14 protein-coding genes are annotated in these 12,601 nt (G+C 59.5%); 6 read left to right on the plus strand and 8 right to left on the minus strand.

The annotated features are described in order from the left end of the window. Positions 1–32 precede the first annotated feature (32 nt). Positions 33–344: a hypothetical protein gene (locus FY112_RS21705; protein WP_027665990.1), complete on the minus strand. Its 312-nt coding sequence runs from the start codon at positions 342–344 to the stop codon at positions 33–35. Between the two features lie 160 nt (positions 345–504). After that, complete coding sequence (locus FY112_RS21710; RefSeq protein ID WP_151519260.1) at positions 505–948, minus strand: DUF3597 domain-containing protein; 444 nt, start codon at positions 946–948, stop codon at positions 505–507. Positions 949–1,417: 469 nt separating this feature from the next. Between FY112_RS21710 and FY112_RS21720 the strand changes: the two genes are divergently transcribed. Continuing rightward, positions 1,418–2,023, plus strand: coding sequence for a hypothetical protein (locus FY112_RS21720; protein ID WP_151519261.1), 606 nt, complete (start codon positions 1,418–1,420; stop codon positions 2,021–2,023). A gap of 59 nt (positions 2,024–2,082) precedes the next feature. Here the strand turns inward: FY112_RS21720 and FY112_RS21725 are convergent, their stop codons facing one another. The 4 genes from FY112_RS21725 to FY112_RS21740 all read right to left on the minus strand — a co-directional run bounded on the left by FY112_RS21725 (position 2,083) and on the right by FY112_RS21740 (position 6,379). Continuing rightward, positions 2,083–2,856: an amino acid ABC transporter ATP-binding protein gene (locus tag FY112_RS21725; RefSeq protein ID WP_012757299.1), complete on the minus strand. Its 774-nt coding sequence runs from the start codon at positions 2,854–2,856 to the stop codon at positions 2,083–2,085. 35 nt (positions 2,857–2,891) lie between these two features. Beyond that, the gene (locus tag FY112_RS21730) at positions 2,892–4,046 is read right to left on the minus strand and encodes an amino acid ABC transporter permease (RefSeq protein WP_077981125.1); all 1,155 of its coding nucleotides are present in this window, start codon (positions 4,044–4,046) and stop codon (positions 2,892–2,894) included. A gap of 1 nt (position 4,047) precedes the next feature. After that, on the minus strand, positions 4,048–5,250 hold the full coding sequence (locus FY112_RS21735; protein ID WP_151519262.1) for an amino acid ABC transporter permease: 1,203 nt from the start codon (positions 5,248–5,250) through the stop codon (positions 4,048–4,050). Positions 5,251–5,353: 103 nt separating this feature from the next. Further along, positions 5,354–6,379 (minus strand): amino acid ABC transporter substrate-binding protein, encoded by a 1,026-nt coding sequence (locus tag FY112_RS21740; protein ID WP_017960259.1) that lies wholly within the window; start codon positions 6,377–6,379, stop codon positions 5,354–5,356. 361 nt (positions 6,380–6,740) lie between these two features. Between FY112_RS21740 and FY112_RS21745 the strand changes: the two genes are divergently transcribed. Continuing rightward, positions 6,741–7,931 carry a cystathionine beta-lyase gene (locus FY112_RS21745; RefSeq protein ID WP_151519263.1) on the plus strand — a complete coding sequence of 397 codons (1,191 nt, stop codon included), beginning with the start codon at positions 6,741–6,743 and terminating at the stop codon, positions 7,929–7,931. Between the two features lie 31 nt (positions 7,932–7,962). On the opposite strand, the gene FY112_RS21750 is transcribed toward FY112_RS21745, so the two are convergent. Continuing rightward, positions 7,963–9,117: an FAD-dependent monooxygenase gene (locus tag FY112_RS21750; protein ID WP_151519264.1), complete on the minus strand. Its 1,155-nt coding sequence runs from the start codon at positions 9,115–9,117 to the stop codon at positions 7,963–7,965. Between the two features lie 27 nt (positions 9,118–9,144). Then, the gene (locus FY112_RS21755) at positions 9,145–9,390 is read right to left on the minus strand and encodes a zinc-finger domain-containing protein (protein ID WP_003539274.1); all 246 of its coding nucleotides are present in this window, start codon (positions 9,388–9,390) and stop codon (positions 9,145–9,147) included. A gap of 158 nt (positions 9,391–9,548) precedes the next feature. Here FY112_RS21755 and FY112_RS21760 point away from each other — a divergent pair, with 158 nt between their 5' ends. From FY112_RS21760 to FY112_RS21775, 4 genes are all read left to right on the plus strand, one after another. Further along, entirely contained in the window at positions 9,549–10,334 is a 786-nt protein-coding gene (locus FY112_RS21760) for an alpha/beta fold hydrolase (protein ID WP_151519265.1), read from the plus strand. Between the two features lie 128 nt (positions 10,335–10,462). Beyond that, the gene (gene cysE / locus FY112_RS21765; protein ID WP_003539276.1) at positions 10,463–11,296 is read left to right on the plus strand and encodes a serine O-acetyltransferase; all 834 of its coding nucleotides are present in this window, start codon (positions 10,463–10,465) and stop codon (positions 11,294–11,296) included. A 140-nt stretch (positions 11,297–11,436) separates the two neighbouring features. Next, positions 11,437–11,640: a DUF3126 family protein gene (locus FY112_RS21770; RefSeq protein ID WP_003539277.1), complete on the plus strand. Its 204-nt coding sequence runs from the start codon at positions 11,437–11,439 to the stop codon at positions 11,638–11,640. Between the two features lie 271 nt (positions 11,641–11,911). After that, on the plus strand, positions 11,912–12,283 hold the full coding sequence (locus FY112_RS21775; protein ID WP_017960264.1) for a phasin family protein: 372 nt from the start codon (positions 11,912–11,914) through the stop codon (positions 12,281–12,283). Positions 12,284–12,601 lie beyond the last annotated feature (318 nt).

Genomic DNA, 12,601 nt, shown 5'->3' on the forward strand with positions numbered 1-12,601 from the left:
GTTTGACAGGCCTCTGAAGGGCGCGGCTCTTCTCAGCGATCCAGGAAATGATCGAAGTAGACCTGGGGGATGGGGTAGGCGTGGACGCCTCTGTCGACGAAGCTGCGCCTATAGAGGCAATTTCTGAGAGCCGCGTTGTAATGCAGGCTTCGCGGGTCCGGCGAGCCTCGTCGCCATGAGCTTGCTTCCGGCACGCAGCGTTGGAGTGCCTTGTCGTATCGAGCCAGGAGGACCGGGTCCGTATCGACCCGAATGCCGCTGTAGGATTGATAGTTTGAAGGAGATTCTGCGGCCGATATACAGCCCAGGCTCAGTGCAACACCAACGACTGCCATCAATCTCATCGGATTTAATTCTCCCCTGATCGATTATCGAAGTATCGAGCCAAACATTATTGGTTCCAGCGCCTGCGGGCAAGGGACGCCTTGTTCCGGCGTCCGCATCTGCCCGAGACGTTGCCCGCATCGCTGCCGCCACAGAATAGCGGCAGCGATGCGTCATCGATCAATCCAGGAGATCGGCCGGGACTTTGCCGCCATTTTCCGAAAGCCGCTTCATCAGTGCCTTGTGCAGCCACATGTTCATTTTTGCGGAATCGTTGGTGTCGCCGGTATAGCCGAGTTCAGCGGCTAGTTCCTTGCGTTCGGTCAGGCTCGCATCCATCCCGACGGCTTTCATCAGGTCTACGATCGAGCGGCGCCAATCGAGTTTCTGACCGCTCTTTTTCGCAGCCGCATCGAGGATCGGGACGATATCGACTGTGGCTGTGCCTGTGGCCGTGGGGACTGGCTTGCTCTGCGGGGCAGGGGCCGCAGGCGCCGGTCTGGGGTCTGCCGACGGTGCGGCAGGCGGTGGCGCAGGCTCTGTCTTCGGTGCGCCGGCAGCAACGGGTTCGGCTGCTTTCGCCTCTCCGAAGATTGCATGTTTGATCTTGTCGAAAATACCCATTTTAAACCTCCAGTTCCCTCAGATGAGAACATGCTGAAACATGGACTTCCCGCTTGATATATCCAGGCGGAAAGGGAGTTATTTTTAGCATGTTCAATCGCTGGTGGAAAAGCCGATACCCGCGACAGCTGTGTCGATCATAAGGAAAAGCTGCCATCGGATTATTCGCCGCCGGCTGAAGATTGCTGGCGCCGACGGAGGGAATACTTCAACGGCCCTCCGACTGTCATCAGACATGCCCGCTTTTGGCACAGTCGGTCGGGCAATTCGGAATTCAATAACCGCGAAACATCATTATACGCCGCCGAACCGACTTGCCGCGCCCTGTCGTGAAACATTCGTCATCTCTTCACGTTGCCTTGCCATGGAGTCCTGTAGTTGCAGGCGATCTGATCGATCGAAGGTACGCGCGTTCCTCGATTTTCGACTGCCGGGCAGATCGTTCGGCGGAATGGAAACGGAGGAAAACATGACCCATAACCACAATAGACTCTCCCTTGCAGTCTTCGCATCTACCTGCGCCCTCCTTGCCATGCCGGCAAGCGATGCGCGTGCGATCGATGTCGGTGTGTCGGTGAATGCAGGCAACGCCGTCAGCGACGATGCCGATGCTTCCGTTGGCGGCTCGAGTGGCGTCAATGCCGATGCGACCGCCAATGCCGGCAGTGGCCGGGGCATCGACGCCGATGTCAATGCCAGTGTCGGCGGCGGCAACGGTCTCGACGCAGACGCCCACGCCAGGATCGGGGGCGGGCGCGGCGTCAATGCCGATCTCAATGCACGCACCGGCGGTTTTGATGGGCTCGATGCCAACGCCACGGCCTCGGTCGGCAGCGGTAATGGTGTCGACGCCAATCCCGTCATCAGCAGGGTAGACGGGGCAGGCAGCAGCGATAGACCCGCGGCTGAGCGCAGCCTCAGCGCATCCCAGATCCGCACCCTGGAGGCCTTCCAGGCGAGGCCTGTCAATGAGCAGCGCAAGATGCTCGTCCGTTGCGCCGATATCTCCGGCTCCGGCGGTGATTCGGGTCTTGCCGGTCTCTGCAGTCTGCTGCGGGCGACAGCCTCCCGCTGAATGTGAAAGACCCGCCGAACCGGAAGGCGCGGCGGGTCTTATTCAAGGGACGCTTCGATCTAGTGCAGGATCTGGCTGAGGAACAGCTTGGTGCGTTCGTGCTGCGGATTGTCGAAGAACTCGGCCGGCGAGTTCTGCTCGACGATCTGGCCCTGGTCCATGAAGATGACGCGGTTGGCGACCTGGCGGGCAAAGCCCATTTCATGGGTGACGCAGAGCATGGTCATGCCTTCCTCTGCAAGGCCGACCATGGTGTCGAGCACTTCCTTGATCATTTCGGGATCGAGCGCCGAGGTCGGCTCGTCGAACAGCATGATCTTCGGGTTCATGCACAGCGACCGGGCGATCGCCACGCGCTGCTGCTGGCCGCCGGAGAGCTGGCCCGGATATTTGTTGGCCTGCTCCGGGATCTTGACCCGCTTCAGGAAGTGCATGGCCACTTCTTCGGCCTGCTTCTTCGGCATCTTGCGCACCCAGATCGGCGCCAGCGTGCAGTTTTCCAGGATCGTCAGATGCGGAAAGAGGTTGAAGTGCTGGAACACCATGCCGACTTCGCGCCGCACCTCGTCGATCTTCTTCAGATCATTGGTGAGCTCGGTGCCGTCGACGACGATCTTGCCTTTCTGATGCTCTTCCAGGCGGTTGATGCAGCGGATCATCGTTGACTTGCCCGAGCCCGACGGGCCGGCAATGACGATGCGCTCGCCGCGCATGACCTTCAGGTTGATGTCGCGCAGCACGTGGAAATCGCCGTACCACTTGTTCATGTTGACGATCTCGACCGCCACTTCCGTTGCGGAAACGGTGAGCTTTTTCGCTGGAGCTTCAGCCATGACTATTTTCCCTCATTCTTATCGTTGTAGCGTTCTTATCGTTTGTGGCCGGTATCGAGATGGCGTTCCATGAAGCCTGAATAACGCGACATGCCGAAGCAGAACAGCCAGAAGATGAAGCCCGCGAAGATCAGGCCCGTCATTGGCGTGACGGCGCTTGCCCAGTTGGCATCGGAGAAGTTCAGCTTGACGATGCCAAGCAGATCGAACATGCCGATAATGGTGACCAGCGACGTGTCCTTGAACGTTCCGATGAAGGTGTTCACGATGCTCGGGATCACCAGCTTGATGGCCTGCGGCATGATGATTAACCGGGTCTTCTGCCAGTAGCCGAGGCCAAGCGAATCTGCGCCTTCGAACTGTCCCTTCGGGATCGCCTGAAGGCCGCCGCGGATCACTTCCGCCATATAGGCCGACGTGAAGATCGACACGCCGATCAGCGCCCGAAGCAGTTTGTCCACGTTCCAGCCTGTGGGAAGGAAAAGCGGCAGCATGACACTTGCCATGAACAGAACGGTGATCAGCGGAACGCCTCGAATGACCTCGATGAAGGTAACGCAAAGCATCCGGATGACGGGCATCTTCGAGCGGCGTCCCAGCGCAAGCAGAATGCCGACTGGTAGGGAGACGGCAATACCGACAAAGGACAGGACGAGCGTCACCATCAACCCGCCCCAGAGTGGAGTTTCCACCACTTCGAGGCCGAAGCCGCCGTGAAGAAGCCAGAAGGCGACGATCGGCAGGACGGCGAACAGAAGAATGGCGTTCAGGCCCTTGCGCGGCGCCGACGGGATCAGCATTGGAACCAGCAGCACAATGAACAGGATCCCGACGATCGCTGGCCGCCAACGCTCACCGAGCGGGTAGCGGCCGAAGATAAACTGATCGTACTTGGCGCTGATGAAGGCCCAGCATGCACCGCTCCAGCCGTCGGGCTGGATGCCGCCCTGGAGCGTCGTCGCGCAGAATGTGCGGTCCGGACCGGACCACACGGCCTGGATGAACAACCAGTTGACGAGCTGCGGCACGGCCCATGCGATGAGCGCAAGAGCCAGAATTGTCAGGATCACGTCCTTCGGAGTTGCCAGGAGATTGCGACGTATCCAGGCGACGGCTCCCCTCTCGCCGGGCGGCGGCGGTTCGGCGGCAAGGATGGACGTTCTGACGAAGGGTTTATCGGCAACCGACATCTTATCTCTCCACCAGTGCCATCTTGGCATTGAACCAATTCATGAACAGCGACGTGAGAATGCTCAAACTGAGATAGACGATACCCCAGATGCAGACGATCTCGATCGCTTGACCGCTCTGATTGAGGATCGTGCCACCGACGGCAACGAGATCCGAGAAACCGATCGCGATGGCGAGTGAGGAGTTCTTGGTCAGGTTGAGGTACTGGCTCGTCAGCGGCGGGATGATGATGCGCAGCGCCTGCGGCACCACGACAAGTCTCGTCACGCTCGATGGATGCAGCCCCAGCGCGCCGGCTGCTTCGGATTGTCCCTTTGGAACGCCGCGAATGCCGCCGCGAACGATCTCGGCGATGAACGAGGCGGTATAGAAGGACAGAGCGAGAAACAGCGACATGAATTCGGGGCCGACGACGGAGCCGCCCGTGAGGTTGAATTTTCCGGCAACCGGAACGTCGAAGGTGAGCGGAAAGCCGGAGACAACGAAGACCAGCAATGGCAAGCCGACGATCAGCGCGATCGCCGTCCATACGGTGTGGAACGGCTGGCCGGTTGCGGCTTGGCGTTTGTAGGCCCAGCGCGCGATGATGATGGTGGCGACAATCGCAATCACGAGGGCGATGCCGACCGCTATCATGCCCGTCTCGAAGATTGGCTTCGGGAAGGCTAGTCCTCTGTTGTTGAGGTACATGCTGAACGGCAGACCCACCGACTCGCGCGGCTGCGGCAAGACGGAGAGAACGCCGAGATACCAGAAAAAGATGACGAGCAGCGGCGGAATGTTGCGGAAAACCTCGACATAGACCGTGCAGAGCTTGGCAATCAGCCAATTGCGCGACAGCCGGCCGATCCCGATCAGAAAGCCGATGATGGTCGCCGTGAAGATACCGGTCACCGCCACCAGCAAGGTATTCAGAATACCGACGAGAAGTGCGCGCGCATAAGTCGAGTCACTCGAGAAGCCGATCAGCGACTGGCCGATTTCGAAACCGGCGCGACCGCGAAGAAAGCCGAAACCCGATGCCGTATTGCTGCGGGCAAGGTTCACGGCCGTGTTGTGGGCCACCCACCACACAAAGCCCACGAGAACGACAATTGTTAGAACCTGGTAAAATATGCTCCGGTATTTCGGGTCGTACATTGCCGACCGGAAACTCCAGCCGGTGCCATGCAAAGGTGTCCTATCCACAGCCTCATGCGTCATACCGCGCCAATCCCCTTGTGCCCGTTTTCGGGCTTTCTTTTTTAACTTTTGGAAGCGGGAAGGCGGCTCGGCCGCCCTCCCGGTATTTCATGCCAGTGCTCGATTAACGAACCGGCGGTGCGTACTGGATGCCGCCCTTGTTCCACAGAGCATTCAAGCCGCGTTCGATCTTGAGCGGGCTGCCCTGACCGATGTTGCGCTCAAAGATTTCGCCATAATTGCCGACGCCCTTGATGACGTTGGCGGCCCAGTCATTGGTCAGGCCGAGATCGGTACCGATCTTGGTGTCGGTCTCGCTGCCGAGGAAGCGCTTGATATCCGGGTTCGGCGAGTTCTTCATCTCGTCGACATTTGCCTGGGTGATGCCGAACTCTTCGGCATTGATCAGCGCATAAGCCGTCCAGGAAACGATGTCGAACCACTGATCATCACCCTGACGGACGGCCGGGCCAAGCGGCTCCTTGGAGATGATCTCAGGAAGGATGACGTGTTCGTCGGGATTCTTCAGCGTCAGACGCAACGAATAGAGACCGGATTGGTCGGTCGTGTAAACGTCGCAACGACCGGCGTCGTAGGCCGCGTTGACCTCAGGAAGATTTTCGAAGACGACCGGATTGTACTGCAGATTGTTCGTCTTGAAATAATCGGCAAGGTTCAGTTCGGTGGTGGTACCCGACTGCACGCAGACTGCGGCGCCGGAGAGTTCGAGAGCCGACTTCACGTTCAGGCCCTTGCGCACCATGAAGCCCTGGCCGTCATAATAGGTGACGGGACGGAAGTTGAAGCCGAGTGCGGTGTCGCGATTGATCGTCCAGGTCGTATTGCGCGAGAGGACGTCGATTTCGCCGGACTGCAGAGCGGTGAAACGTTCCTTCGCGTTTGTCGGCGTGTACTTGACCTTGGTGGGGTCGCCGAACACCGCCGAAGCGACGGCCTTGCAGAAGTCGACGTCGAAGCCGGCCCAATTGCCGGAAGCGTCAGGTGCGGCAAAGCCGGTAAGGCCGGTATTGACGCCGCACTGAACGAAACCCTTTGCCTTGACGTCTGAGAGAGTGGTGGCGGAGGCGGCCGAGGCGCCAACTGCCAAAACTGCTGCGCCGATGGCGGCCGACAGGAGCTTATTTTTCATTTTCCCAACCTTTTCCGTTGTCTTATCTTTTCTTGTGGAGAGTGCGTGCCGACAATCCGTGCCGCCTCCCCATTGTCTCGACACCCTCCCGGCGCGAGTGACCCTATCACAGTCGCAAATGTCACTATGGTCAAGTGTCGCGCCCAATAATTGCGGCGAAATTCAACATTTTGGCAGATGGCGCTGCATTCATGGGCGGTTGACTAGGAAATAGGCGTCCAGTTGCGGAAAAATAACGCGAAAATCGAAATTTCCATCATTTCGGATCGTCGCCTCAACCGATCTTCAAGGGGTTGACCTGATATGGCAGGGCGTCCAAAAGTCCACTTTCGCGTCTCCGTCGCCAAAGGCTATTCCCGACATGAAAGACAAAGACAGCTTGCTGCAGAATGCCGGCATCAACACCCGCCTGACCCATATCGGCAACGACCCTTTCGATTATCACGGCTTCATCAATCCGCCGGTCGTGCATGCCTCGACGGTGCTGTTTCCGAATGCGCGGGCGATGGAGACGCGCACGCAGAAATACACTTACGGGACGCGCGGCACCCCGACGACGGATGCGCTCTGCGAGGCGATCGACGCACTCGAAGGCTCAGCCGGCACGATCCTTGTGCCGTCGGGCCTTGCGGCCGTCACCATTCCGTTCCTGGGTTTCGTCGCTGCCGGCGATCATGCGCTGGTGGTCGATTCGGTCTATGGCCCGACGCGCCATTTCTGCGACACGATGCTGAAGCGCCTCGGCGTCGAGGTGGAATATTACGATCCGGAGATCGGCGCCGGCATCGAGACGCTGTTCCGGCCGAACACGAAGCTCGTTCACACCGAGGCTCCCGGCTCCAACACCTTCGAGATGCAGGATATTCCGGCGATCTCGGCAGTTGCGCACCGCCACGGCGCCGTCGTCATGATGGACAATACCTGGGCGACGCCGATCTATTTCAGGCCACTCGATCACGGCGTCGACATCTCGATCCACGCATCGACGAAATATCCGTCCGGCCATTCCGACATCCTGCTCGGAACGGTTTCGGCCAATGCCGAGCACTGGGAGCGGTTGAAGGAAGCAAACGGTGTGCTCGGCATCTGCGGTGCACCCGATGATGCCTACCAGATCCTGCGCGGATTACGCACCATGGGCCTGCGCCTCGAGCGGCATTATGAAAGCGCACTCTCGATCGCGCAATGGCTGGAGGGCAGGGACGACGTCGCCCGCGTGCTGCATCCGGCCCTGCCGAGTTTCCCCTCTCACCATCTCTGGAAGCGCGATTTCAAAGGTGCCAGCGGCATCTTTTCCTTCGTGCTGGCCGCTGACGGTCCCGAGAAGTCCAGAGCAAAGGCGCATGCCTTCCTCGACGCGCTCAGGATTTTCGGTCTCGGCTATTCCTGGGGTGGCTTTGAAAGCCTCGCCTTGCATGCCTATCTCAACGATCGCAAGATCGCCAAGGCGCCGACGGACGGTGCGGTCATCCGCCTGCAGATCGGCATCGAGGACGTGGCCGACCTGAAGGCCGATATCGAACGGGGTTTTGCGGCAGCAAGCGCGGTCTGATCAGACACGCTTTGTCGTCGCTGGTCGCGCCTCAAGGCAGATCGACAGCCCGATAGCCGTAGATCCAGTCGAGATCTGCCGCGAGGCTTAGCGGCGGCTTGAGGCCGAGCACGAGATCGCGGCCGATCCGGATCGGCCCTTTCGCATGATAGGCGAACCGGTTGAAGGCGCCACGCTGGCGAAGCTTCGCAATGCGCGGCACCCGATGTCTTTCGAACCGCGCCAGCGCTTCCGCCGCGGGACGGTTCGAAAGAAACGCCGGCAGTTCGTATGCGTCTTCGATCGCCATCGCCGCTCCCTGGGCGGCAAAAGGCATCATCGCATGCGCGGCGTCGCCGATCAGAACTGTCCTGCGGCCGTCCTGCCATGCGCCTGATGTGGTTTCGAACAGCGGCCAGAACGTCAGCTTCCTCTGTCTGTCGAGCAGCGAGACGATCGCGGTGTTCCAGCCGGAAAGGCGCGCCCGCAGTTGCGCCCGCTGTTCGGCCGTCGGCTCGCTTTGCCAGGCCTGCGGCGCGATATTGCCGGCGGTGATCGCCACCATGTTGAAGCTGCCGGTCTCCCTCAGCGGATAGCAGACGAGATGCGCCGAACCGCCGAGAAAAGCCGAAACGCTTGTCCGGTCGAGGAAACCGGGCGCCTCCGTTTCGGCAATGGTGAAGCGGTAGGCGATATTGCCGGAAAAGCGCGGCGAGGGGCTGCCCGGAACGAATTGCCGCAGCTTCGACCAGACGCCGTCGGCGCCGATCACGACATCGGCCGCTCGCTCGAAAGGCGGTGGGGTCGAGTCCATCCGCACGCCGAGGTGAAGCCGGCAGCGCGGATCGGCCGCAACCGCAGCCAAAAGGGTTTTCTGCAATGTGGTGCGATGCAGGACGCCATAGGGAGCGCCCCAGCGTTCCCGCGCGAATTTGCCGGCCGGCACGGCCGCGAGCTGGCGGAGCGAACCACCCGATATCAGCCGGATCGCGTCCGGCTCGAGCCAGACCTTTGACAGTCCTTCAAGGATACCGAGTTCGGCAAGGATGCGGGAAGCGTTCGGCGAGATCTGCAATCCGGCGCCGATGTCGGTGAGTTCGCCCGCCTGCTCGAAAATCTCCGAGCTGATACCGCGGCGCGAAAGCGCAAGGGCAGCTGTCAGCCCTGATATCCCGGCGCCAATAATGGCGGCATGTTCGACCGGCATTGTCCGTCCGATCCGGATCTGGACGCGTTACGCCGCCTTCACGTGGAAAACGCAACCGGCCGGATTGGTCTGGCTTGGCTTGAGCGCGGAATTGAAGCGATAGAGCGTCGAGCAGTAGGAACAGACCTTCTCGTTGTCGTCGCCCATGTCGATGAAGATATGCGGATGATCGAAGGGAGCCGAAGCGCCGGTGCACATGAATTCCTTGACGCCGACTTCGATAACGCGGTGACCGCCGTCGTTCTGGAAGTGAGGAATGTTGTGGCCGGCCATGTCGCTCTCCGAATGCTCTGAAATCTGCGCGAACCTTATAAGCCTTCGCCGCAAATGTGTAGAGCCAAAGCGCCGCGCCAGGCACAGTTTTTAGCCACAGTTTTTGGCTTCACGATGAAAGGCCACTCGACTATGGTCGCGCCAAAAAGGAAGGCCCGATGAACCTGAATACGCCCACATTTTCGAGCTTCACCCATGACGGACTGCAGCTCGCCTTCTTCGATGAGGGCGATCCGGCCGGCGTCCCCGTGTTGTTGATCCACGGCTTTGCCTCGACTGCAAACGTCAACTGGGTGCATCCGGGCTGGCTGAAGACGCTCGGTGATGCCGGCTACCGGGTGATCGCCATCGACAATCGCGGCCACGGGGCAAGCGACAAGCCGCACGATGCCGAAGCCTATCGTCCCTGGGTCATGGCCGGCGATGCGATCGCCTTGCTGGATCATCTGGGCATCCCCGAAGCCAATGTCATGGGCTATTCGATGGGCGCGCGCATCTCCGTCTTTGCCGCGCTTGCCAATCCGCATCGCGTCCGTTCGCTGGCGCTCGGCGGCCTCGGCATCGGCATGACCGACGGCGTTGGCGACTGGGACCCGATCGCAGATGCGCTGCTGGCGCCCTCGCTGGAGGCGGTGACGCATACCCGCGGCCGCATGTTCCGCGCCTTCGCCGAGCAGACGAAGAGCGACCGCGTCGCTCTTGCCGCTTGCATCCGCGGCTCGCGCGATCTCGTCGCCCGCTCCGACATGGCCAAGCTCGACATGCCGACGCTGATCGGCGTCGGCACCAAGGATGATATCGCCGGCTCGCCGCAGGAGTTGGCGGCGCTGATGCAAAATGCCGAAGCGCTCGATATTCCCGGCCGCGATCATATGCTCGCCGTCGGCGACAGGGTTTTCAAGCAGGCGGTTCTGGCCTTCTACGCAAAGGTCGCCCATCGCTGACAACATCGTGATGCCGAAAAACCATACTAAAAAACCATGGCGACGGCACCCATTTATGTTATTGGCGTTTTCCTCTATATATTGGCATTCCGAAAACGGCATTCCGGCTGGGAACGAGGAGAGCGGCGATGGTCGCAAAGACTGACATTCGTGCTTTTGACACAGGCCATCCGCTGAAGGTGATGGATCCCATCTGGGACAGCCTGCGTGAGGAAGCCCGACTCGCCGCCGAACGCGATCCGGTTCTCGCCGCCTTCCTCTATTCTACTGTGATCAACTACCATTCGCTCGAGGAATGCGTCATCCACCGCATCTGCGAACGTCTCGATCACCCCGACATGCAGGCGAACCTGCTTCGCCAGACCTTCGAGGAAATGCTCCTCGACTGGCCGGACTGGAGCTCCATCCTGCGTGTCGATATCCAAGCGATCTACGACCGCGATCCCGCATGCCTGCGCTTCATGGAGGCGGTACTTTATTTCAAGGGCTTCCACGCGCTGCAGACGCATCGTCTCGCCCATTGGCTGCTGAACCGCGGCCGGCGTGATTTTGCGCTTTATCTGCAGAGCCGTTCCTCCAGCGTCTTCCAGACCGACATCAATCCGGCCGCCCGTATCGGCAAGGGCATCTTCCTCGATCACGCCACCGGCCTCGTCGTCGGCGAGACGGCCGTCATCGGCGACAACGTCTCGATCCTGCACGGCGTCACACTCGGCGGTACCGGCAAGGAGGGCGCTGACCGCCATCCGAAGATCGGCTCCGGCGTCATGATCGGCGCCGGTGCGAAGATCCTCGGCAATATCGAGATCGGCTATTGCTCACGCGTCGCCGCCGGCTCCGTCGTCCTGAAGGCGGTGCCGCCCAAGAAGACGGTTGCGGGCGTGCCGGCCAAGGTCGTCGGCGAGGCCGGTTGTTCCGAGCCGTCGCGCAACATGGACCAGGTGATCGGCGCCGATATCTGAGCGCCCGTTGGAAACAAGGATAGGAAAAGTCGGCGGGATCCGAGCGGGGAGGGCCATGAGCAAACGGCAACCTTGCCTTTACACCGCTGCATTTCCTGTGCAAGAAGCGGCCAATCAAGACCGCTTACGGAGATGACAGAGTGAAGCCAGAAGAAATCAAGAAGCTCGACGCCTATTTCAAGCGCATGTTCAACCCGCAGATGATCGTCAAGGCGCGTCCGCGCAAGGATGATTCTGCGGAAGTCTATCTCGGCGAAGAATTTCTGGGTGTCGTCTATATCGATGACGAGGACGGCGACCGCTCATACAACTTTTCGATGGCGATCCTCGACGTCGATCTCTGATCGCGCTCGAATGCTTCAAAAGGACCGAACGGCGCAATCCGTTCGGTCTTTTTTGTTTTTCGATTCGGAGTGAGAATTTATTCAAAACTTCTGGTTGCGGCATTCTGATATATTTTAGCAAAATCAGTTAAAGACGTACGTGCCCTGACGCGCGGACTTTGTTATATGATTGTCATGCAACTACTGGATGTTGTGCAGCGCACAAGACTACTTGACTATTTTTGCATTGCAGCTACCCTGCCGCCACCAACAGCCCAACGGAGGATGGCTTATGTTCAACTTTGAAGACGCCAACAAGAAGAGCAAGGAAGCCGTCGACACGGCGGTGAAAACCTATTCCGACACCACCAAGGGTTTTCAGGCGATCGCCGCTGAAGCCACGGAATATTCGAAGAAATCCTTTCAGGACGCGGTGACGCATTTCGAAACCCTGGCCGGCGTCAAGAGCTTCGAGGCCGCTTTCGAGCTGCAGACAAACTACGTCAAGGCGTATTTTGAAGGCTTTGTCTCCGAGACGACGAAGCTCAGTGAGATGTATGCCGATCTCGCCAAATCAGCCTACAAACCCTATGAAGCGCCGGTCGCCGCTGCCGTCGTCAAGACCGCCAAGTCGGCGCCCTCGGCGACGCCTGCTGCTGCATGAATCGATTTTGACGGCGCAACCTGCGCTACATATTGAAAAACGAAGACCGGCTACGCATCTGTGGCCGGTCTTTTTGTTTCCGCTTTCGCTGCAGCGCCCGCATGGGATCGACCAGGGACTTTTTTGGTCTTTCCCGTGCATGCCGGCCATTTCTTGATTGCAGTGTCTGACAGGGGGCTTAAAATCAGCCTATTATGAACTAAGTTAGTGTTTCAGATATTCGGCGGGAAAAGCACCCTCCCATGCTCCGCCGGATTGCTTGAGGAATGAATGACAATGATCGCAAAGCCGATCCGGATGCAGAACGACAGCGAAAGG

The organism is Rhizobium sp. PEPV16 (assembly GCF_008919455.1).
Lineage (GTDB): Bacteria > Pseudomonadota > Alphaproteobacteria > Rhizobiales > Rhizobiaceae > Rhizobium > Rhizobium leguminosarum_Q.

What these genes read in the sequence shown, in the direction of transcription:
- FY112_RS21705 (WP_027665990.1), bottom strand. Translation starts at nt 344, where the DNA reads ATGAGATTGATGGCAGTCGTTGGTGTTGCACTGAGCCTGGGCTGTATA.
- FY112_RS21710 (WP_151519260.1), bottom strand. Translation starts at nt 948, where the DNA reads ATGGGTATTTTCGACAAGATCAAACATGCAATCTTCGGAGAGGCGAAA.
- FY112_RS21720 (WP_151519261.1), top strand. Translation starts at nt 1,418, where the DNA reads ATGACCCATAACCACAATAGACTCTCCCTTGCAGTCTTCGCATCTACC.
- FY112_RS21725 (WP_012757299.1), bottom strand. Translation starts at nt 2,856, where the DNA reads ATGGCTGAAGCTCCAGCGAAAAAGCTCACCGTTTCCGCAACGGAAGTG.
- FY112_RS21730 (WP_077981125.1), bottom strand. Translation starts at nt 4,046, where the DNA reads ATGTCGGTTGCCGATAAACCCTTCGTCAGAACGTCCATCCTTGCCGCC.
- FY112_RS21735 (WP_151519262.1), bottom strand. Translation starts at nt 5,250, where the DNA reads ATGACGCATGAGGCTGTGGATAGGACACCTTTGCATGGCACCGGCTGG.
- FY112_RS21740 (WP_017960259.1), bottom strand. Translation starts at nt 6,379, where the DNA reads ATGAAAAATAAGCTCCTGTCGGCCGCCATCGGCGCAGCAGTTTTGGCA.
- FY112_RS21745 (WP_151519263.1), top strand. Translation starts at nt 6,741, where the DNA reads ATGAAAGACAAAGACAGCTTGCTGCAGAATGCCGGCATCAACACCCGC.
- FY112_RS21750 (WP_151519264.1), bottom strand. Translation starts at nt 9,117, where the DNA reads ATGCCGGTCGAACATGCCGCCATTATTGGCGCCGGGATATCAGGGCTG.
- FY112_RS21755 (WP_003539274.1), bottom strand. Translation starts at nt 9,390, where the DNA reads ATGGCCGGCCACAACATTCCTCACTTCCAGAACGACGGCGGTCACCGC.
- FY112_RS21760 (WP_151519265.1), top strand. Translation starts at nt 9,549, where the DNA reads ATGAACCTGAATACGCCCACATTTTCGAGCTTCACCCATGACGGACTG.
- cysE (WP_003539276.1), top strand. Translation starts at nt 10,463, where the DNA reads ATGGTCGCAAAGACTGACATTCGTGCTTTTGACACAGGCCATCCGCTG.
- FY112_RS21775 (WP_017960264.1), top strand. Translation starts at nt 11,912, where the DNA reads ATGTTCAACTTTGAAGACGCCAACAAGAAGAGCAAGGAAGCCGTCGAC.